This window comes from Faecalibacterium sp. 7, from assembly GCF_049562865.1.
GTDB lineage: Bacteria > Bacillota > Clostridia > Oscillospirales > Ruminococcaceae > Faecalibacterium > Faecalibacterium wellingii.
The window spans coordinates 1,227,650-1,248,126 of sequence record NZ_CP186911.1; the positions used below are offsets into that span (position 1 = coordinate 1,227,650).

The following is a 20,477-nucleotide window of genomic DNA, read 5'->3' on the forward strand; positions in this document are numbered from 1 at the left end:
GTTCATGAATGAGTCACGGCGCTCGACGGAGTACATCTTTCAGGGAACGATGTATTTCTTCCGTCGGGAGAAGATCCTGTGCCGGTACCAGTTTGCGCTGCAGGACGCGGTGGAACCCGCTCTTTTGCAGCGTGCACTGGATACGGCACTTTCGGCCGCACCGTACTATCAGGTACAGCTGGTGCAGGAAAAGCGGAGCTTTTTTCTGGAGCCGAACCCGAACCCCTGCCTTGTGTATCAGGGCAGTGCACAGCGCGATATCCCGGAGGAAACGAACGGCTATCTTTTCAGCGTGAGCTGTGAGGGGGACATCGTCTATTTTGACTGGTATCATTTCCTCATGGACGGCCACGGGGTGTCGCCCTTCCTCACCCGCATTCTGGAACAGTACTGCAACCTGCGCTATGGCACGGCGTTTGCAAACACGCCCATCCTGTGCAGCCCGGCCTATGACATCGAGGCCATGATGGAAAAATATCCATCCCCCGCAGCCACCGAGAACACGATGCAGAGGGATGTGGTGCAGACCTACGAGGGCAGGATGCGCCGCACCCGGGTGCGGCTGACCAAGCAGAGCCTTGTGGACCGGGCAGTGGAGAACGGCGTCAAGCCCTTTACGGCGCTGGCAGGTCTGCTGAGCCTTGCACTGCGCAGCTATCTGGGCAAGGACGAGATCCAGTATTCCTACTCGGCAGATACCCGCAGGGAAGCGGGCGTGCCGGATGCCCTTTACAACTGCGTGTGCTCCTTCCAGAGCAGCGTGAAGCTGAACGATGATACCCGCCTTGCGGACATCGTGCCGGGCATGGACGCCTTTGTGCGCCGCAGCCTGCAGCCCGAAGTCAAGCTGCAGCGCATGGCCGAGCAGATGAGCTGGGTGTACAAGGTGGACCGGCAGAAAGCGCCCCTGCGCATCAAGCAGAGGGTGTTCCAGATGGGCGAGTACATCAGCGGTGTCTCGGCGGATTTCTGGCTCAGCTATCTGGGCAATCCGCTGCTGCCGGCCACGCCGGAGCTTCAGAAGTACACCAAAGACTTCAACGTCTGGGTTCCGCCGGATGGCGGCTCCATGGGCGTGGAAGCCTCCAGCCTGAACGGCATCATCACCCTGTGCATCGAGAACAAGGCCGAAATGCCCGGCCTTGCCGGGATGATCCGCACCGCCTTTGAAAAAGAGGACATCACGGTGCTGGAAGCCGTGGATCTGGATACATAAGTGCAGAACATAAAAAGCACTCTTTCCGGGCAGGAAAGGGTGCTTTTTTGCGTCTTATTCGGTCCGTGCAGGCCGTGTGGTCACCTCGCCGCAGCGCAGAGCCTCCTGTCGGCCGTTCTCCCGCTGGATGACCAGCCGCCCTTCCTCGTCGATGGCAAGGGCCTTTGCGGCGTAGGTTTCGGTCTCGGCACACACCGTCACCCAGTGGCCGGGCACAAAGCACCGGGCGCGGTACTCATCCAGACAGTCAAAGCCGGGGCAGAGGGCCAGCAGCTCCCGGGCAATGGCCCCGGCCAGTGCGGCCCGGCTCACCGGGGCAGGCCCGCCGGGGTACAGGCTCCCGGCCCTGCGGGCCAGCTCCTCCGGCCAGTCGGCGGCGGTGGAGGTAAGGTTCAGTCCGATGCCCACCACCAGCCATTCCAGCTGTCCGCTCTCCAGGTCGGTCCCCGCTTCGGTCAGGATGCCGCAGACCTTTCTGCCCTGATAGTACAGGTCGTTGACCCACTTGATGGCAAGCTCCAGCCCGCAGAGCTTTTTCACGGCACGGCAGACCGCCACCGCTGCGCTGATGGTAGCGGTCTGGGCATTGGCGGCGGGCATTTCCGGGCGCAGCAGCACAGAGCAGTAAACGCCCTTGCCTGCCGGGCTTTCAAATCTCCGGCCCAGCCTGCCGCGTCCGGCGCTCTGGTGGGCGGTGAGCACCAGCGTGCCATGGGGTGCACCATCCAGCGCCAGCAGCTTTGCCGTGCGGTTGGAGCTTTCCAGCGTGTCATATAAATAGATGGGTGCAGGGTAGTCCCCGATGGCTTCGGTGCAGAACGGGTCACCGCCAGCCAGCCGGTAGCCCCGGCGGGGCGCAGCTTCCAGCGCGTACCCTTGGGCCGTGAGGGCCGCAGCGGCTTTGTGCACGGCAGCGCGGCTCACGCCGAGGGTCTCGGCCAGCTGCTGGCCGGAAACGTAGCTGCCCCCGGCAGCGGAAAGTGCCTGCAAAAGTGCCTGACGGGTACTGACAGCCATGGCCGAATGCCTCCTTTTGTGCTATACTATTTCTATTGTATCATAAAAATAAAATTTTTTGCAGGATTTTGAACGGCTGTTTCGTATGAATGTGCAGAAGGGCAATGCAGGGGCTGCACTTCGTCGGACCGGGACGAAACCGAAAGGAGGTGGGTGGATCGTTGACGACCTTGGAATTCAGCGCGATGGTGCAAAAATACCAGTCGCTCGTGTATACGGTCTGCCACCAGCTGGTGCCGGATGCCGGCGATGCGCAGGACCTGACGCAGGAGACCTTTCTGGCGGCATGGCGGGCCATTGACCGCTGCCCGCCCGGGTTTGAAAAACAGTGGCTGGCGCGCATTGCTTCCAACAAGGCAAAAGACTATCTGCGCAGCGCATGGGTGCGCCGGGTGAACACCCCCGGCGACGATGTGCTGGCGCTGGAAGGTGCGCCGCCCGGCACCCAGCCGGAACAGCAGGTGCTGGATGCTCTGGGCGAAGAAGAGCTCACCGCCATGATCCTGGACCTGCGGGAGCCCTACAGAACGCCCTGCCGTCTGGTGCTGCTGGAACAGCACACCATGGCCGAGGCGGCACAGCTGTGCGGCCGCCCGCCCAAGACGGTGGAGGCGCAGATCTACCGGGCCAAAAAGATGCTGGCACAGCAGATATTACAGCGTGAGCGCTGCGGAGGGGAGTGTGTACATGGAACTGTTTGACAAAAACGGCTGCCTGACCGACGAAGGCTTACAGGCCCTGAAGGCAGGCGGGCTGGATGAGCTGGGGCGGCTGGAAACAGCCGAGCACCTTGCCTACTGCGATAAATGCATGGACCGTTACACGGCCCTGCTGACGGCAGATGCACTGGAAACGCCGCCGCACTCCGCGCACAAGGCTGTGATGGCCGCCGTCTGGGTGCGGCTGATGCAGAACACATGGGGCCGCGCTGCAGTGGCCGGTGTGGCAGCAGTGCTGGCGTTCACCATGTGGCGCTCCGGCACCGTGGAGCAGCTGCTGGACTTCCGGCAGGAGCTGCGCAGCTGGACACAGGAAGCCAGCCAGAGCCAGACCGAAGAACCTGCGCAGCTGGGCCGACCGGTGGAGGATGGCCGTCGGCCTGCCGAGCCGAAAACACTGGGCCGACCGGTGGAGGACGAAGAGCCGAAGCCGCAGGCGTCTTTTTCAAAGGCGGTCAATGATCTGCTGTTCGGGGCCCACAGCCCGGCGGCAGAGAACAACAGAGATCTGCCGCTTACCGATCAAACGAAATGAGGGAATCGATCATGATGAAAAACGGGATTTTGACCTTTATCTTTGCCTTCTGCCCGGGCGCAGGCCAGATGTATCAGGGCTATATGAAGCGCGGCCTTTCGCTGATCACGATGTTCTGCCTGTTCGTTGTAATTGGCGTATCTACGCTGCAAGTGCTGACCATCGGCTGTGTCATCGTGTGGATGTACAGCTTTTTTGACACCTTCAATCTCCGGGCGCAGATCGGCGCAGGCACCGCCCCGGAGGACGATTATCTGGTGCATATCAACTGGAAGGACCAGCGGATGCAGGAGTTCATGATGGACAGCCACAAACTGCTGGGCTGGGGCCTGATCGTGCTGGGCGCACTGGTGGCCTACCAGAACATCCTTATGAACACGCTGGGGGATATCGTGTGGCGCTGGGGCCAGAGCAGCCCCTTCTTCCGCGCACTTTATCTGATGATGGATCAGCTGCCGGAGATCGTTGTGTGCGTGGCCCTGATCATCTGCGGTGTGTGGCTGGTGCGCGGCCCCAAGGGCAGAAAGCCGAAGCAGAAGGCCGCGGACGCCGATTTTACCGAGTATGCCGCGCAGGAAACACCGGCCGGGCCGGAGAAAAAGGGCTTTGCAATGCCCAAGCTCTCGGCCCTGCTGGGCAAGCCTGTGACCCCGGAGGACGAGACGGAGGACGAGGATGGACGAGAAGAATGAGACCGGCTCTGCTGCCCCGGAAATGCCCGGGAAACAGCCGCCGCTGCGCCGGGTGGGCAGCTTTACCCTGGGTGTATGCCTGATCGCAGCGGGCATCTTCTTTCTGCTCACCTATTTTGTGCCGGGCTTTCCCACACAGCCGGTGTTCCGGATCGTCCCGGCAGCAGGCCTTGTGATGCTGGGCGGCGAGGTGCTCTTTTTTGCCGCCCGGCCGGGCCGCTGGAAATACGATTTCTGGTCGGTGCTGATCTGCCTTGTGCTCATGGGCGGGTGCTTTGGCCTGTCCCTTCTGCCGGTGGTGTGGGATGAACTCGGCCCGGAGCGGGATCAGGCAAGCATGAAGCTCAGCCAGCAGTACACCGCCGATGCCTATGCGCAGATCCGGAAATCTGACCCGGATGCCCCGGTAAAGGACATCAGCGGGAACGTGTATCTTTATACCGGAGCGGTGAAAACGCTGGAGGACATAGATGGCGGCAGCGGCTATGTGACCCTCGATGTGGAGCTGTCCGGCAGCTACGGCAGTGCAGAGCAGTTTGCACAGGCCTGCCGCAGCATGACGGATGCGGTGCAGCAGTGCCGCCCGCAACCCGATACGCTGATCTTTGCATGGTCGCCGGACAACGACCCGGAAGAGAGCCTTGGCACGGGAACACTGCAGCAGGTGGAGCGGTACACGCTGAAGCTGGTGGGCATTGCGCAGCTGGACTGGACGGCTGACCAGATGGCAAAGCAGACGGAGATACAGTACCTGCTGGACGAAGAAAACGAAGAAACGGCAGAGTCCGAAGCTTTTTCCGAGGAAAGCGCGGAGCTGAGTGAGTGAAACAAAAAAATGCTTCCGTGCGACGCACGGAAGCATTTTTTTGTTGAAATCAGCCGAAAACTATGTTATGCTATCTCTGCTGCTGAAAGGCGGCGGGGCACTGCAAACAACGGCAGGCGGTTCGGCCCTCACTTCCGAAAGGAGGTGAGTACATGCCAATTACTTTGACATTCCACTTGTTTGGATTGACATTCACCATTCGCGTGAAAAAGTAAGAACCGCCACCCGGCACGGTGACGGTTCTCAAAAACTGTAAACCTTGAACTGGGGCTAACCGCTTGTCGCAGTGCCCTTTCTATAGACATTATAGCGAATCCCGGCAGAGCTGTCAAGCATCTGCCGGGATTCGTTTTATCGTAAAATTTACAGCTTTTTGCCGGTGAGCAGCTCGTAAGCCTCCAGATACTTGGCAATGGTCTTGTCAATGACATCCTGCGGCAGATCGTAGTTGCTGTCGGGGTTGGCCTTGAGCCAGTCGCGAACGAACTGCTTGTCGAAGGAAGGCTGGCTGTGGCCCGGCTCGTAGCCTTCCAGCGGCCAGAAGCGGGAGGAATCCGGGGTGAGCATCTCGTCGCCCAGCACTACGTTGCCGTTCTCATCCAGACCAAACTCAAACTTGGTGTCGGCAATGATGATGCCGCGGGAGAGCGCATACTCAGCGCACTTCTTGTACAGGGCGATGGTGTAGTCGCGCAGCTTGGTGGCATACTCCTCGCCGTGGCCGGGGAACTGCTTTTCCAGCACCTCGATGCTCTTTTCGTAGGAGATGTTCTCGTCGTGGTCGCCGATCTCGGCCTTGGTGGAGGGAGTGTAGATAGGCTCGGGCAGCTTGTCGGATTCCTTCAGGCCCTCGGGCAGCTGGATGCCGCACACCTTGCCGGTCTTCTGGTAGCTGGCCCAGCCGCTGCCGGTGATGTAGCCGCGCACGATGCACTCGATGGGCAGCATGGTCAGCTTACGGCACATCATGCTGTTGCCATCGAACTGGGGCTGCTGGAAGAACTCCGGCATATCCTTCACGTCCACGCTCAGCATGTGGTTGGGCAGCAGATCGCGGGTGTAATCGAACCAGAACTTGCTCATCTGGGTCAGAACAGTGCCCTTTTTGGTGACCTTGTTTTTCAGGATGACATCAAACGCGGAAATGCGGTCGGTAGCAACCATGATGAGGCTGTCACCGTTATCATAGATCTCACGGACCTTGCCTTCTTTAATGGGCTTGAACTCAGTCATAATCAAACACTCCATTTTCCAATGCCGAAAAAGCGGCGGTGTATCTTACCTGATTATTGTACCATGTCTGCGGACAGTTTGAAAGAAACAGAATGAAAGGAAAATAGGGCTGTTTTTGCATTTTTCTCGTGAAAAATGTACGAAAAATAAAAGTGAAATTCGGCGATTTGACGATAAAAGTCGTACTTTCACAACAATGAAGCAATTTTTTGTAAAATGCGGGCATAGACACAGAGCGGATTGTGCGGTATTTTATACTAGATAAAGTAAGGCCCCGGCCTGTCCGGTGCCGGAAAGATAGAAAACAGGGAGGTTTTACGTATGGGCAGTTTCCCGAAAGATTTTCTGTGGGGCGGTGCCACCGCTGCCAATCAGTGCGAAGGCGCATGGCAGGCGGGCGGCAAGGGCCTTGCCACCGTGGATGTGACCCCGTTTGGCGCTGACCGTTTTCCGGTGGCGCTGGGCCGGCTGGAAATGCTGGAATGCGACGACAGGCACTATTACCCCAGCCACGAGGCCATTGACCTGTATCACCACTACAAAGAGGATATCGCCCTCTTTGCCGAGATGGGCTTCCGGTGTTTCCGGCTGTCCATCGCATGGACCCGCATCCTGCCAAACGGCGATGATGCCCAGCCGAGCGAAGAGGGCCTTGCCTTCTACGATGCCGTGTTCGATGAATGCCATAAATATGGGATCGAGCCGCTTGTTACCATCTGCCACTTTGATACGCCCATTGCCCTCATCAGAAAATACGGCGGCTGGAAGGACCGCCGCATGGTGGATGCCTATGTGCACTACTGTGAGGTGCTGTTCGACCGGTACAGGGGCAAGGTGAAATACTGGCTGACCTTCAACGAGATCAACATGCTGCTGCATCTGCCCTTCACCGGCGCAGGGCTGGTGTTCCATCCGGGCGAAAACGTAAAGCAGGTGCAGTATCAGGCGGCACATCATGAGCTGGTGGCCAGCGCAAAGGCCGTGAAGCTGGCCCACGAAAAGATGCCCGGTGCCATGGTGGGCTGTATGCTGGCAGCGGGCCAGTATTACCCGCGCACCTGTGCACCGGAGGATATCCGCGCCGCACAGGAAGCGGACCGCGACAACTACTTCTTTACCGATGTGCAGGCCCGTGGGGCCTACCCGGTGTGGGCCGAAAAACGGATGGAGCGGGCAGGCATCGTGCTGCAGACCGAGCCGGAGGACGAAAAGACCCTGCGGGAGGGCACGGTGGACTTTGTTTCCTTCAGCTACTATTCCAGCCGCTGCATCACCACGGACAAGGAGATCCTGTCAGAAGAAAAGGCCGACGGCAATGCGGTGCTGGAAGCTGTAAAGAACCCCTACCTCAAGGCCAGCGAGTGGGGCTGGGCCATCGACCCGGTGGGCCTGCGCGTGACGTTGAACACCATCTACGACCGGTATGAGAAGCCCATGTTCATTGTGGAGAATGGTCTGGGTGCGGTGGATACGGTGGAGCCGGATGGCTCCATCCACGACAGCTACCGGATCGATTATCTGCGAGCCCACATTGAACAGATGGAAAAGGCCATCAACGAGGATGGCCTGCCGCTGATGGGCTACACCACATGGGGGCCCATCGATCTGGTGAGCGCCTCTACCGGCGAAATGAAAAAGCGCTACGGTTTTATCTATGTGGATAAGGACAACGACGGCAGGGGCACTCTGGCCCGCAGCCGCAAGGACAGCTTTTACTGGTACAAAAAGGTCATTGCTTCAAACGGCTCTGACCTTGCATAAAATACAAAAACAAACGAGAGAGGAATCAGAAAAGAATGATGCCTGAGATCATTGCACACCGTGGTGCGTCCTACCTTGCACCGGAAAATACCCTTACAGCATTCCGCAAGGCGATGGAGATCGGCGCGGACGGCGTGGAGATGGACGTACAGCAGACCGGAGACAAAAAGCTGGTCATCCACCACGATTTTCTCATTGACTGGCACACCGATATGCGGGGCCAAATCTACGACATGACCATGGAGGAGTTGAAGGCGCTGGACTTTGGCAGCTGGAAGGATGTGAGCTACAAGGATGAGCGGATCGCCACCCTGCAGGAGGCACTGGCGCTGTGCAGGGAAATGGAAGGCACTGTTGTCCAGCTGGAATTGAAGGCCACCATTGATAACGACCCGGACTTTGTGCCCCGGGTGATCGAAGAGATCCGTGCGGCGGATATCACCGATCGGCTGGTGGTGATCTCGTTCAACCACGACCTGCTGCGGCAGGCAAAGCAGCTGATGCCGGAGCTGAAGGTGGGCGTGCTGGTCTACGGTGCCATGGAGACCATGGCTCTGCCCACCGCCATGTGGGAGATCCTTGGTTTGCAGAACAGTCTGGAAGAGGACGATTTTCCACAGCTGCCCATGTTCTCGGTGGAAAATGTGAACGATGAAAACTGCAGCTGGATGCTGCGCCAGATAGGCAGTCAGGTCAGTATGCTGCAGGTGGAGTTTCCGAACGAGAGCCTGATAGAAGTGATCCAGCACCTGCTGGATCAGCGGGACCCGGTGAAGTATGTCCAGACGCTGGATTTCAAGCCGGACTGGGTGAGCTGCGAGTACCACACCGCCTATCAGCAGCCCAGCATGGTGCAGAAGCTGCATGATCTGGGCATCAAGACGGCATACTGGACGGTGGACGAGGAAAAGACGGTAAAAGACCTCTGGCCGCTGCAGCCGGATGCCATCGTGACCAACCGTCCCGACCGCGTGCGGGAATGGATCGCTGAACTGGAAATGACCGAATAAAAGGCAGAAGCTGCATCCCTTCGGTGCACCCTGCTTTCCCAATAGCTTCTGAAAAGCAAACAGCGGACAGCCTGCAGGCTGTCCGCTGTTTTGCTATGCAAAAGAGGTTATAAAATATACCCGAGGCTCCGCAGCACGAACAGCCAGAAGGTCAGGCTGAAGGCACTGAACAAGGTGGTGGTGACGCACACGCTGCCGGTAAGGACGCCTTCGTGCCCCATCTGCTTTGCCATGACGTAGCACGCCGGGGTGGTGATGCTGCCCAGCATCACCAGCAGTGCCACCAGCTTTTCGTCTGTAAAGCCAAGGTGCACCGCCAGCGGCAGGAACAGTGCGGGCAGGATCATCAATTTGACCACGGTGGCGATGGTGGTGGGCTTGAGATAGCCCAGCGCCTTGCGGCCCTTGAAGCCCGCACCGATGGCAAGCAGGGCCAGAGGGCTGGTCAGCCCGGCCACATTGGAGAGGGTCTTATCCAGCATGGCAGGCATGGAAATGTGCAGCATGCTCCATACAAAGCCTGCTGCAATGCCCAGCAGGATGGGGTTGGTCAGGACGCCTTTGGCGCTTTTTTTCAGCTTTGCGGACATGCTGCCGGTCTGGGCGGCGGCCGGGCTTTCCAGCGTCAGGATGACCACGGCCATAATGTTGTAAAGCGGCACGCTGCCTAAGATCATCAGGCTGGACATGCTGGCATCGCCGTAGATGCTCTGCAGAAAGGCCGAGCCCAGAATGGCAGCAGAGGAGCGGTAGCACGCCTGTACGAACTCACCCACAAGGCCGGTGCCCTTTAAAAATACCTTTGCCAGCGCCCAGATCACAAGGATGCTCACCAGTGTGACCACAAAGCAGAACAGGACGTACCGGCCGTCAAAGGTGGTGCGGACATCGTTTTTGCCAAGGTCGCGGAAGAGCTGCACCGGCAGTGCAGCGTAAAAAACGAATTTGTTGGCCCCTGCCACGAATGCGTCGCTCAGAAAGCCGGTGCGGTGCAGCACATAGCCCAGCAGCATGATAAAGAACAGCGGCAGGGTGCTGTTCAGGCTGAACAGAAGATTTTCCAGCATGGCTCACACCCCGCCGTGGCGGCGCTGCTCTGCCGCCAGCTCCTGCTGCAGGGCAGCTTTGCGGTGGTCCAGCAGCAGATCCTTGTTGTACTGGAAGTAGCGCTCACAGCCGTTCTCAGTGAGGAAAGCGTGGGACGCAGGGTCCACGGTAAGCTCGGTGACGAACACCACCATCTCCTGACTTTCGGCAAAGGCCTGCTCCATAAAGTCAAAGGCGGCTTCCAGCGCGGCGCTGGCGGCCTGCTGGGCCTTTTCGCGCGCATCGGCCAGAGACTGGAACTGCCCGCGCAGCAGGTCGAAGGCTTCCTGTGTCCCGGCGGCGCTGGCGCGGCGCAGTTCGCCCTCCCACTGGCGCAGTACGGCCAGAACCTGCAGACGGGTGGTCAGGCTGTCTTTGGAGAGCAGCCCCGCCGCGCGCTTTTGCTGGGTCTCGGCATCGTAGTCCACGATCTGCTGGTGGAACAGCTCCGCGGAGCCGTCCGGGATATCCTCCGGCAGGGTGGCAAGGGCTTTTTTGATTCTCCCGCAGAAGGGCGTAGCAGCTGTCGGCCACAGCGTCCGCCTGTCGGGATGCGGTGAACCGGGTGCCCAGCCCGGCCAGCAGCAGGCTGACAAGGCTGAGCCGCTCGTCAAAGGGGGCCTGCAGCAGCCGTGCGAACACGGCGGGCTTCGTCTGCCCGGCAAGGATCTCCTCTACGCCGTAGTCATCGCGGTACTTATAGTAGAGGTCGAGGTACGCCGAGAAATCCTCGGCGATCTTCGGGTGCTGGATGTATTCCCGGATCAGCTCCTCGTCTGCCTGCAGGCCCAGCGCTTCGTAGGTGTCCAGCAGATTGGACAGGTCCTCCCAGCCGCGGGCGGTGACGAACTGGGTGCCGTCCACGTCTGCGTTGATCTGGTAGAAGTTCTGGGGGTGCAGCTCCAGATAGCTCAGGATGGCGCTGTGGATGTGGGCCGCGCGGGCATAGTCCTTCCACACCGGCAGGTCCGGCTCAATGTCCATGCGGCGCACACGGTCCAGCGTCACGATGTCAAAATCCCGGACGGACTTGTTGTACTCCGGCGGGTTGCCTGCCGCCACAATGACCCAGCCCGCAGGCACAGCCTGATTGCCGAAGGTCTTGCACTGCAAAAACTGCAGCATGGTGGGGGCCAGCGTTTCGGACACGCAGTTGATCTCGTCGATGAACAGGATGCCCTCCGCAAGGCCGGTGGCCTCCATTTTGGCGTAGATGCTGGCGATGATCTCACTCATGGTGTATTCGGTCACTGAGACGTCCTTTCCGCCGTAGTTGCGCTGGCGGATGAAGGGCAGGCCCACAGCGCTCTGGCGGGTGTGGTGAGTGATGGTGTAGGCCACCAGCGCCACCCCGCACTCCCGCGCTACCTGCTCCATCACCTGCGTCTTGCCAATGCCCGGAGGCCCCATGAGCAGGATGGGGCGCTGCCGGATGGCCGGGATGGCGTATTCGCCCAAGGCATCCTTGGCAAGGTAGGCTTTTACGGTGTGTTCGATCTCTTCTTTGGCACGTTTGATGTTCATAACAGATGTTTCCCTCTTTATCAGGAGTTGTTCAGGTCACGGTACAGGTCGTCCTCTTCAGCCAGCGCGTCTGCAAGAGCACTGGCCGGGCGGGCTGCTGCACCGGTAAATTCTTCTTCGTCCAGAACCACCTTCATGGCCCACGGCGGCACATTGGCATCGTCGAACCGCTCCCCCAAAAACAGAAAGGCGGTGTCGTAGGCCGGGCGCCTGGCGGGGTAGGTGCCCATGCCGTCGGTGAAGTATAAGAGCCCCCGCAGGTTTGCAAACTTCTTTTCGGCGCAGAGCTGGTTCACGTACTCGAATGCCGGGCGGAAGTCCGTTCCGCCGCCGCCCCGCAGCTCAAAATGGTTCATGGCGTGGATCAGTTCGTCCTCGTTGTGGATGAGGATATCCTGCCGGATGGCGTTGTCCGCCTGAATAAGGTGCAGGTTCATGCGGTGGAAAAAGTTTTCCCGCCCTTTCAGCAGGGTGTAGGTCTCGGCAAGGAATGCCCGCACCAGCTCGCCGGAGGTGGAGTAGCTGGTGTCGATGACAAGGGCCAGCTCCTCGATCTTTTTGCTCTCCCGGCTTTCCAGCGGCTCGATGAGGGGCAGGTTGCCGTACACCGAAAGGCCGTAGGTGTAGAAGTTCAGATCGAACTCGTCCGGGTCCAGCTTGACTTCCTCCCGCAGCACGCAGAACCGGCGAAGGAAGTCTCTGTAGCTGCGGCGGCTGCGGTTGGCGGCCTTTACCTGCTGCTTCAGAGCATCGGCCCCGTCGCCCGCTTCCTTGTCCCGCAGGTCCAGCTCTGTCTGCATCCGCTCCCCGATCTTCTGCCACGTTTTCTGGGGCAGGGGAGTGGGCATCTGCTGGGGCTGGTCGGGAGCGTCCTTGGGCCACAGGCGGTGGTCGTCGGTCACGAACTCCCGCTCCAGCTGCCGCAGCACGCCGGGGGTCTGCCGGGTGAGCCACCGGTACACCGGCGCGGCTGCCACCACGGTTTCCTCTGCAGTGATCTGCTGATAGGCGTTCTGCCGCACATAGGTCAGCGGCCGCTTGACGCTGGTGCGGTTCAGGTTGTCGATGACATTCTCCACCGCGATATCACAGGCAAGGTTCCACAGCTGCGGCTCCCGGCGGCCTTTCAGCCAGAGATGGCGAAATACGCAGTGGAATATGGTGTGAAGATACAACCGGTTGAGATATTTGGGGTTGTCCTGATAGAGCCGCAGCAGGTGGCTGGGCTGATAAAACAGGGCCTGACCGTCCGTAGCCAGCACCCGGCAGCGCTCGTCCGGGGCGGGGGACAGGGCGCTGAGTGCCATATCCAGAAAGCGAAAGTCCAGATACAGCCCGCTGCGCACCACCGCCAGAACCTCGCCGCCCATGCGCGCCTGCCATTCCTCGTGGGTCTCGGGCCGCTGGGACTGGAAGGGCTTGCGGGGGTCGAAAAATTTTTCTTTTTGGATGGTTTGGGGCAAAGGTGTCACCTCACTTAGAACCCTCTCAGCCTCGCAGCAAACTCCCCCCGGTCATCGCTGCGCGATGCCAGCCCTCTTAGAGGGAGCTGGCGCACGAAGTACGACGGAAGGAGGTTTTTACTGCTTAAAAATCAAAATCGTACCGCTGCTTTTTGGGCTGAGGGGCATATTTTTTGTGCTCTGCATCTGCCAGCAGGGCGGCGGCAGCGGCGTTCTCTGCCTTGGCGGCAAGGGCGGCGGCGGACGCAAAACCGGCTTTGTCCAGCACATCCAGCGCCAGCAGGGCGCGGATGCCGTCAAGGTCCTGCGCCTTTAAAAGGCGGGCCAGCACCCGGTCGGTGTTTGCCGCCAGAAACGCCCGGTAATGCCCGGCGGCGGCTTCGGTCAGCTGCCACGGATACCGCAGGCGGTCAAAGCAGAGCATTGCCATCACATTGGCATCGTCGGCATCGTGACCCTGCGGGAAGATGCTGTCATATTCTGCCGGAAGGAATATATTATTGAGAAAACACTGCCTGTAATGGTATCCCTGCCCGGAAAAGGTATGCAGCAGGATGTGGGCGGGGGTCTCCTCGATGTCCTCCCAGTAGGCGGGATACCACAGCGCCGCCAGCGGCGCGGCCGCACCGGCAGGCCGGAACTCTGCCCGCACGGCCTCGGTGATGTTGTTCACGAGGGCAAACAGACCGGTGGAGTCCCCGGGCGCGGCCTGCACCCGGATGGTCTCCAGCGCGAAGCAGTTCAAAAACACATCGCTGCCTACGGTCAGGCTGCCGCTGCCCACCGTGAGCAGGCGCAGGCTGCGGCAGTTGTAAAAGGCGCAGCTGCCGATCACCTGCGAACTGTCCGGCAGGGTGACCTCTTCCAGAAAATTGCCGCACACCGGGTGCAGTGCTTCTTCGTCCGCTGCCGGGGCGTCAAAGTCGAAGTCATACCGGCGGCAGGTTCCGCCCACCGCCTGACCGAATGCCCAGGTTAGCCGTGCCGTGCCGTCCGGCTCCACCGTATAGCGGCAGGTCTTGTCTGCCGCAGGCAGGCTGCGGGGCTTTTCCGAGAAGCAGTAGCCGCCCAGCTCGGTGATGGCAAAACTGCCGCCCTCCGGCGCAGGCAGGACGGCAGGCAGCACCACGCAGGGTGCAGTGCCGTACACCCGCACCAGCCGGGCCGTGTCTGCTGTTAAAGGCAGAATATCCAGTGTCAACTTGCTTTCCGAAACCACAGTGCAAAACCCCTCAATACGATAGAATCATTCAGCTTTCAGTATAAACCAACGGCAAAGCCTTGTAAAGCACAAAAAATTACGACGTAACATGGTAGAAAAACAGATCGGAAACCTCTTGACTTTTGCATGAAAGTGCGTATAATAAGGGTAGGCTACGCGATAAAGCCGAACGTGTTTACCACGTAAAAAAATCGAAGCACCCCGGTAGAACCAGTACCGGGGTGCTTCTTTTCATTAGTGCTTGCTGCCCTTGAAGAACAGGCTGTCAAGCCACTTGCATAAATAGTAGGCTACTACCTCTGCTGCGACAGTCTGAAAAAACGCGATAAAGCTAGGCATGTTTACCACCTCCTTTCCGCGACAGGGGGATCGGAGAAGGGCCGCAGAGCCAGTATAACACAAAAAGCGGCAGCGCGCAATTTGATGCACGCTGCCGCTTTTTCATTGAGGAGGCAGAAAAAGCTTAGTTTTCGGCCAGATTGCCGGTGTAGAGCTGGTAATACTTGCCCTTTTTGGCGATCAGCTCGTCGTGGCTGCCGCGCTCGATGATGCGGCCCTGCTCCAGCACCACGATGCAGTCTGCATTGCGGACGGTGGACAGGCGGTGTGCAATGACGAAGCTGGTGCGGCCGTACATCAGGCCGTCCATGCCGCGCTGCACCAGCGCTTCGGTGCGGGTATCGATGGAGGAGGTGGCCTCGTCCAGGATCAGCACCGGGGGGTCTGCCACGGCGGCGCGGGCGATGGCCAGCAGCTGGCGCTGCCCCTGCGAGAGGTTGGCACCATCGCCGGTAAGCATGGTATTGTAGCCCTCCGGCAGGCGCTTGATGAAGCTGTCGGCGTTGGCAAGGCGGGCGGCGGCGATGCACTCTTCATCGGTAGCCTCCAGCCGGCCGTAGCGGATGTTCTCCATCACCGTGCCGGTGAACAGGTGGGTGTCCTGCAGCACGATGCCCAGCGAACGGCGCAGGTCGGCCTTTTTGATCTTGTGGATGTTGATGCCGTCGTAGCGGATCTTGCCCTCCTGAATGTCGTAGAACCGGTTGATGAGGTTGGTGATTGTGGTCTTGCCCGCACCGGTGGAGCCGACAAAGGCGATCTTCTGGCCGGGGCGGCCATAGAGGTTGATGCCGTGCAGGACGGTCTTCTCCGGCACATAGCCGAAGTCCACGTCCGTAAAGGTGATGTCGCCCGCCAGCTTGTGGTAGGTAGTGGTGCCATCGTGGTGGGGGTGCTTCCATGCCCACAGGCCGGTGCGCTCGTCCGTCTCCACCAGCTGGTCGTTGCGGTCGTACTTTGCGTTGACAAGGGTCACATAGCCTTCGTCGGTCTCGCTGGGTTCATCCATCATCTTGAAGATGCGCTCAGCACCGGCCAGTGCCATGATGACGCTGTTGGCCTGCATGGACACCTGACTGATGGGCATGTTGAAGCCCTTGTTCAGGCTCAGGAAAGCCACCACCGTGCCAAGGGTCGTGCCGCCCATGCCGCTCACGGCCATGGCTGCGCCTGCCAGCGCGCAGACGGCATAGCTGATGTTGCCCAGCTGGGCGTTGACCGGCATCATGATGTTGGCAAAGCTGTTGGCTTTGTTGGCGCTGTCCTTCAGCTGGTCGTTCAGCTGGCGGAAACCGTCCAGCGCCTTCTGCTCGTGGGTGAACACCTTGACGACCTTCTGGCCTTCCATCATTTCTTCGATGTAGCCGTTCAATTTGCCCAGATCCCGCTGCTGCTGGATGAAGTATTTGCCGGACTGCTGGGTGATCTTTTTGGAGCAGAATATCATCAGCGCCACCATCAGCATGGTGACGATCGTCAGCTGCCAGCTGAGCATGCACATGCTGAAGAACACCGAAACAATGGTAATGGCGCTGGACACCAGCTGCGGGATGCTCTGACTGAGCATCTGGCGCAGGGTATCCACGTCGTTGGTGTACACGGACATGATGTCGCCATGGGGATGCTGGTCAAAATATTTGATGGGCAGGCTCTCCATGTGGGTGAACAGCTGGGTGCGCAGGTTGCGCAGGGTGCCCTGCGTCACGTTGACCATGATGCGGGCGTTGCCCCACGCTGCCAGAATGCCAATGACGTAGATGATGCCTACCCGCAGCAGAGCCGCAGCCAGCGGGGCAAAATCCGGGTCCTGCTGCTGGGTCATGGGTACGATGTAATCGTCCATCAGGGTCTTTAAGAACAGACTGGCCTGTACGTTTGCCAGTGCACTGACCACGATGCAGACAAGCACAAGGATGCAGTGGGGCAGATAGTGCCGGAATACCTCATCCATGATGCGCTTCAGCAGCTTGCCCGGGTTTTCCACCTTGGGGCGCGGGCCGCCCATGCGGGGGCCGGGGCCGCGAACTTCTTTTGCCTGAGCCATTACTGTTCACCTCCCTGTTTGTCAAAGTCGCCGCCGCCCTGTGTCTGACTGCTGTAGACTTCCTGATAGATGGCGTTGGTCTTCAAAAGCTCCTCATGGGTGCCCAGACCATCGATGCGGCCGTTGTCCAGCACAAGGATGCGGTCGGCGTCCTGCACCGAGGAAATGCGCTGCGCAATGATGATCTTGGTGGTGCCGGGAATTTCTTCGCGGAACGCCTTGCGGATCTTGGCATCGGTAGCGGTATCCACGGCGCTGGTGGAGTCGTCCAGAATCAGCACCTTGGGCTTGCGCAGCAGGGCGCGGGCGATGGTCAGGCGCTGCTTCTGGCCGCCGGACACGTTGGAACCGCCCTGCTCGATCCATGTATTGTATTTGTCCGGGAAGCGCTCGATGAACTCATCCGCGCAGGCAAGCTTTGCCACACGGATGCACTCTTCCTCGCTGGCGTTCTCGTCGCCCCAGCGCAGATTGTCCAGAATGGTGCCGCTGAACAGCACGTTCTTCTGCAGCACCATGGACACCTCGCGGCGCAGCACATCGAGATTGTAGTCCCGCACATCCACGCCGCCCACGCGCACGGTGCCGCTCTCGGCATCGTACAGGCGGGGATCAGCTGCACCAGACTGGATTTTGCGCTGCCGGTGCCGCCGATGATGCCCAGCGTCTCGCCGGGCCGGATGGTAAAGCTGATGTCGTTCAGCACCGGCTGACCACTGCCGTGCTTATACTTGAAGGTGACATGCTCGAACTGGATGCTGCCGTCGGCCACCTGCTGCACCGGCTGCTTTGCGGGGGGCAGGTCGGTGGTCTCGTCCAGCACTTCCACGATACGCTTGGCGGAAGCGGCAGACATGGAGATCATGACAAAGGCCATGCTGAGCATCATCAGGGCCATGAGGATGTTCATGATGTAGCCGAACAGAGCGTTCAGCTGGCCGGTGGTAATGGCACCGTGCAGCACATATTTTGCGCCCAGCCAGCTCAGAGCAAGGTTGCAGCCGTAGACAGCGACCAGCATGGCGGGGTTGTTGAAGCTCAGGCGGCTTTCGGCGTTGACGAACTGGTCATACAGGCTCTGGCAGGCTTTGGTGTACTTTTCGTTCTCAAAGCCCTCGCGCACGAAGCTCTTCACCACGCGGATGGCGGAGACGTTCTCCTGCACGGACGCATTCAGGGCATCGTAGTTTTTGAACACCCGATCAAAGATGTGGAAGGTGGGCACCATGATGCCTGCCAGCACCGCCACCAGAAAGACCACAGCCACCACGAAGATCAGCGACAGCGGGCCGCCGATCATCACGGCCATGAACATGGCGAACACCAGATGCACCGGGGCGCGCACGCACATGCGCTCGATCATCTGGAAGGCGTTCTGCACGTTGGTCACATCGGTGGTCATGCGGGTGACAAGACCCGCGGTGGAGAACTTGTCGATGTTGGAGAACGAATAATGCTGGATGTTCTCATACATGGCATCGCGCAGGTTGCCGGCAAAGCCGGTGGATGCCTCGGCGGCGTATTTGCCGGCCAGAACGCCCAGCGCCAGCGCGACCACAGCCACCAGAAAGGTGAGCAGGCCGTACTTGAGAATGGCGTTCATATCGCCCTTTTCAATGCCCTGATCGATGATGAAGGCCATGATGGTGGGCAAAAGCACATCCATCACGGCTTCCAGAGCGGCAAAGAGCGGTGTCAGGACTGCGGCGCGTTTATACTCGCCCAGATGCGACACTAACTTTTTGATCATCTGAGTTACCTCCTGTTGCTTTTATTTGTTTGGTACAGAACAATTTTATACAAAACATTTTAATTGTCAAGACGTTTCAAAAAATGTTCATAATTACTAATTTAGCAAGCCGATTTTAGGCAAGTTGACAAACCCTCTCAGTCAAAGCCTGTCGGCTTTGCCAGCTCCCCCAAAGGGGGGAGCTTTTCTTGCTCTGAACAATACGACCTGCTTTGAATTGGACGCATCACCCTTTGTATTATGGTGCACATAGCTCCCCCTTCGGGGGAGCTGGCGAGCAAAGCGAGCCTGAGAGGGTTCACTGCAGTGCATCCCGCAGCTTGTTCAGCAGCCGCAGCAGCTCGGTGTTCTCTTCCTCCGTCAGCAACCCTGCCACATAATCGTCGGTCTGATGGAAGGAACGAATCGTGTTCTCGTGGAAGCGGATGCCCTCTTCGGTGAGCACCAGCTGCTTGAGCCGGGCGTCCTGCGGAACACTGCGCCGCTCGATATACCCCTTGCGCTCCATCAATTGCAGGATGTTGGTCACGGTGGAGCGGGTGATGGAGAACTCCCGCTCGATGTCCCGCTGAAATACGGCTGCGTCCCGGTGGCGGTAAAGATACTCAATGATCCACCCGTGCATGGGGGTGGCCTGCTCCACGCCGTTTTCGCGGGCAAACTGGTTGATCTTGCGGAAGATCAGGTTGTCCACCCGGCGGATCTGTGCCGGGATGACCTGCGGGCTTTCCCAGGGCGGGTCCGTGCGTTTGCAGCACTCGATTTTGATTTCGTCACACATAATGATCGGTTCCTTTGATTTGTTTGAAGCTGGACAGTTTTGAATAAAACTGTTTGATAACATACATATTATACGGCAGACAAAGTGAATGTCAAGGGGAAGTGAATGATTTTAAATGAAGTGTTTTTTTATATTGCAAACCAGCCAAGCCTGCGGGCTTGGCTGGTTTGCTTTTTCACGGAAGGGGCCGTAGTTGCAAGCGGCATATTTTCCGGTTGCGCGGTCATTTCCGAAGAAAATAAGCGCAACAGATGGAGTTTCCTTTTTGGGCCATTACTGTGAAAATGCAACAGCAGACAGCCCGCAGGCTGTCTGCTGTTGCCCTATTATAAAAATATTGTTCCGCTAAATATGCCCAGAGCGAAGCGGAGGGCATTCTAAATTATTATTCCAGATTGTGCTTTTTGCAGAACTTTTTGCTCACCCAGTACATGCCTGCCCATAAAAGAATGGCCAGCACCAGATACACCGGGTTCTTCAGGGAACTGACAAGCGACTGCCCGAACAGCGCGATCAGAGCCACCATGACGCCTTTGCCCAGCAGCATGGTGATGAGATACCGCTTTTCGTCAAAGTCCGAGATGCCAAAGGCCAGATGCATAAAGGAGCTTGGTGTGAAGGGCAGAAGCGTGAGCATGAACAGCGACGAGGTGTCAAAGCGGTTCACCCATTGCTGAGCTTTTTCCAGTTTGGGCGAGCGGGAGGCGAACTTCCAGAAGAAGCGCTTGACTACCCGCCGCCAGAGCAGGAACATGATGCAGCCGCCCAGTGCCACACCGGCCCAGCTGTACAGAAAGCCCAGCAGGCCGCCGTGGGCTGCCACATTCAGCGCCACAATGGCGACCAGCGGCAGCGGCGGAAAAAAAGACTCCACCATGGCCAGCACGATGGGGGCAATGGGGCCAAGGCCGCCAAAACTGTCCAGTAATGCTTCCCAGAATCCCAGCGTTCCAAGCTGACGCAGCCAAACGTTCATCGTGCGTATTCCATCCCTTCTGCCTGCGCCCTTTCCCAAAGCGCGGGCCGTCTATCCGTAGTATATCCACATTGTATGACAGAGCCGTGAACAGAAAACGACTTTTTTTGCCCTGCACACAGCTTCCTTGGGATACTACGAAACAGAGAGGTGATTTCCTGCAAAACAGGTGAGAAACGACACCGGCTGCTCCGGCAAGCTGCGCAAAGCCATGTCTGGCGTGTAGGCTGCACTTAAGGCAATCTCCTGCCGGGGTCTATTTTTATCATCACACGGAACACCG

Annotated in this window: 16 protein-coding genes and 2 pseudogenes; 8 read left to right on the top strand and 10 right to left on the bottom strand. The window is 58.8% G+C overall.

What is annotated here, in order from left to right; genetic code table 11:
• The first annotated feature begins 4 nt into the window (after positions 1–4).
• Positions 5–1,216, top strand: coding sequence for a hypothetical protein (locus tag ACKXF7_RS06030; RefSeq protein ID WP_423742408.1), 1,212 nt, complete (start codon positions 5–7; stop codon positions 1,214–1,216).
• A 54-nt stretch (positions 1,217–1,270) separates the two neighbouring features.
• Here ACKXF7_RS06030 and ACKXF7_RS06035 read toward each other — a convergent pair whose 3' ends face one another.
• On the bottom strand, positions 1,271–2,233 hold the full coding sequence (locus tag ACKXF7_RS06035; RefSeq protein ID WP_423742409.1) for a biotin--[acetyl-CoA-carboxylase] ligase: 963 nt from the start codon (positions 2,231–2,233) through the stop codon (positions 1,271–1,273).
• Positions 2,234–2,394: 161 nt separating this feature from the next.
• On the opposite strand from ACKXF7_RS06035, the gene ACKXF7_RS06040 reads away from it, so the two are divergent.
• The 4 genes from ACKXF7_RS06040 to ACKXF7_RS06055 are packed head-to-tail and all read left to right on the top strand — an operon-like array spanning position 2,395 to position 5,005.
• Positions 2,395–2,934 (top strand): RNA polymerase sigma factor, encoded by a 540-nt coding sequence (locus tag ACKXF7_RS06040; RefSeq protein WP_423742410.1) that lies wholly within the window; start codon positions 2,395–2,397, stop codon positions 2,932–2,934.
• Positions 2,921–3,487, top strand: a complete 567-nt coding sequence (locus ACKXF7_RS06045; protein ID WP_423742411.1) for a hypothetical protein — start codon at positions 2,921–2,923, stop codon at positions 3,485–3,487. The genes ACKXF7_RS06040 and ACKXF7_RS06045 overlap by 14 nt, the downstream gene beginning before the upstream one ends.
• An 11-nt stretch (positions 3,488–3,498) precedes the next feature.
• Positions 3,499–4,179: a hypothetical protein gene (locus tag ACKXF7_RS06050; protein ID WP_423742412.1), complete on the top strand. Its 681-nt coding sequence runs from the start codon at positions 3,499–3,501 to the stop codon at positions 4,177–4,179.
• Positions 4,163–5,005, top strand: coding sequence for a hypothetical protein (locus ACKXF7_RS06055; RefSeq protein ID WP_423742413.1), 843 nt, complete (start codon positions 4,163–4,165; stop codon positions 5,003–5,005). Before ACKXF7_RS06050 ends, ACKXF7_RS06055 begins: the two co-directional genes overlap by 17 nt.
• 363 nt (positions 5,006–5,368) lie before the next feature.
• Here the strand turns inward: ACKXF7_RS06055 and ACKXF7_RS06060 are convergent, their stop codons facing one another.
• Complete coding sequence (locus tag ACKXF7_RS06060; protein ID WP_044953963.1) at positions 5,369–6,238, bottom strand: phosphoribosylaminoimidazolesuccinocarboxamide synthase; 870 nt, start codon at positions 6,236–6,238, stop codon at positions 5,369–5,371.
• A gap of 321 nt (positions 6,239–6,559) precedes the next feature.
• Between ACKXF7_RS06060 and ACKXF7_RS06065 the strand changes: the two genes are divergently transcribed.
• Together ACKXF7_RS06065 and ACKXF7_RS06070 are read left to right on the top strand one after the other, a co-directional pair.
• Positions 6,560–7,999 (top strand): 6-phospho-beta-glucosidase, encoded by a 1,440-nt coding sequence (locus ACKXF7_RS06065; protein WP_423742414.1) that lies wholly within the window; start codon positions 6,560–6,562, stop codon positions 7,997–7,999.
• A gap of 35 nt (positions 8,000–8,034) precedes the next feature.
• Positions 8,035–9,009: a glycerophosphodiester phosphodiesterase gene (locus ACKXF7_RS06070; protein WP_423742415.1), complete on the top strand. Its 975-nt coding sequence runs from the start codon at positions 8,035–8,037 to the stop codon at positions 9,007–9,009.
• A 107-nt stretch (positions 9,010–9,116) separates the two neighbouring features.
• On the opposite strand, the gene ACKXF7_RS06075 is transcribed toward ACKXF7_RS06070, so the two are convergent.
• The 7 genes and pseudogenes from ACKXF7_RS06075 to ACKXF7_RS06105 all read right to left on the bottom strand — a co-directional run bounded on the left by ACKXF7_RS06075 (position 9,117) and on the right by ACKXF7_RS06105 (position 19,218).
• A complete protein-coding gene (locus ACKXF7_RS06075) occupies positions 9,117–10,076 on the bottom strand; it encodes an AEC family transporter (protein ID WP_249237413.1) in 960 nt (319 codons plus the stop codon).
• Positions 10,077–10,079: 3 nt separating this feature from the next.
• Positions 10,080–11,619, bottom strand: a pseudogene (locus tag ACKXF7_RS06080) (AAA family ATPase).
• Positions 11,620–11,639: 20 nt separating this feature from the next.
• On the bottom strand, positions 11,640–13,091 hold the full coding sequence (locus ACKXF7_RS06085; RefSeq protein WP_423742416.1) for a VWA-like domain-containing protein: 1,452 nt from the start codon (positions 13,089–13,091) through the stop codon (positions 11,640–11,642).
• A gap of 115 nt (positions 13,092–13,206) precedes the next feature.
• Positions 13,207–14,301 (bottom strand): leucine-rich repeat protein, encoded by a 1,095-nt coding sequence (locus ACKXF7_RS06090; RefSeq protein ID WP_423742417.1) that lies wholly within the window; start codon positions 14,299–14,301, stop codon positions 13,207–13,209.
• Positions 14,302–14,767: 466 nt separating this feature from the next.
• A complete protein-coding gene (locus ACKXF7_RS06095) occupies positions 14,768–16,687 on the bottom strand; it encodes an ABC transporter ATP-binding protein (protein ID WP_423742418.1) in 1,920 nt (639 codons plus the stop codon).
• Positions 16,687–18,437, bottom strand: a pseudogene (locus ACKXF7_RS06100) (ABC transporter ATP-binding protein). The gene ACKXF7_RS06095 and the pseudogene ACKXF7_RS06100 overlap by 1 nt, the downstream one beginning before the upstream one ends.
• Positions 18,438–18,735: 298 nt before the next feature.
• A complete protein-coding gene (locus tag ACKXF7_RS06105; RefSeq protein ID WP_423742419.1) occupies positions 18,736–19,218 on the bottom strand; it encodes a MarR family winged helix-turn-helix transcriptional regulator in 483 nt (160 codons plus the stop codon).
• A 105-nt stretch (positions 19,219–19,323) separates the two neighbouring features.
• Here ACKXF7_RS06105 and ACKXF7_RS06110 point away from each other — a divergent pair, with 105 nt between their 5' ends.
• Positions 19,324–19,500 (top strand): hypothetical protein, encoded by a 177-nt coding sequence (locus ACKXF7_RS06110; RefSeq protein WP_423742420.1) that lies wholly within the window; start codon positions 19,324–19,326, stop codon positions 19,498–19,500.
• A gap of 103 nt (positions 19,501–19,603) precedes the next feature.
• Here the strand turns inward: ACKXF7_RS06110 and ACKXF7_RS06115 are convergent, their stop codons facing one another.
• Entirely contained in the window at positions 19,604–20,194 is a 591-nt protein-coding gene (locus tag ACKXF7_RS06115) for a TVP38/TMEM64 family protein (RefSeq protein WP_423742421.1), read from the bottom strand.
• Positions 20,195–20,477: the final 283 nt, after the last annotated feature.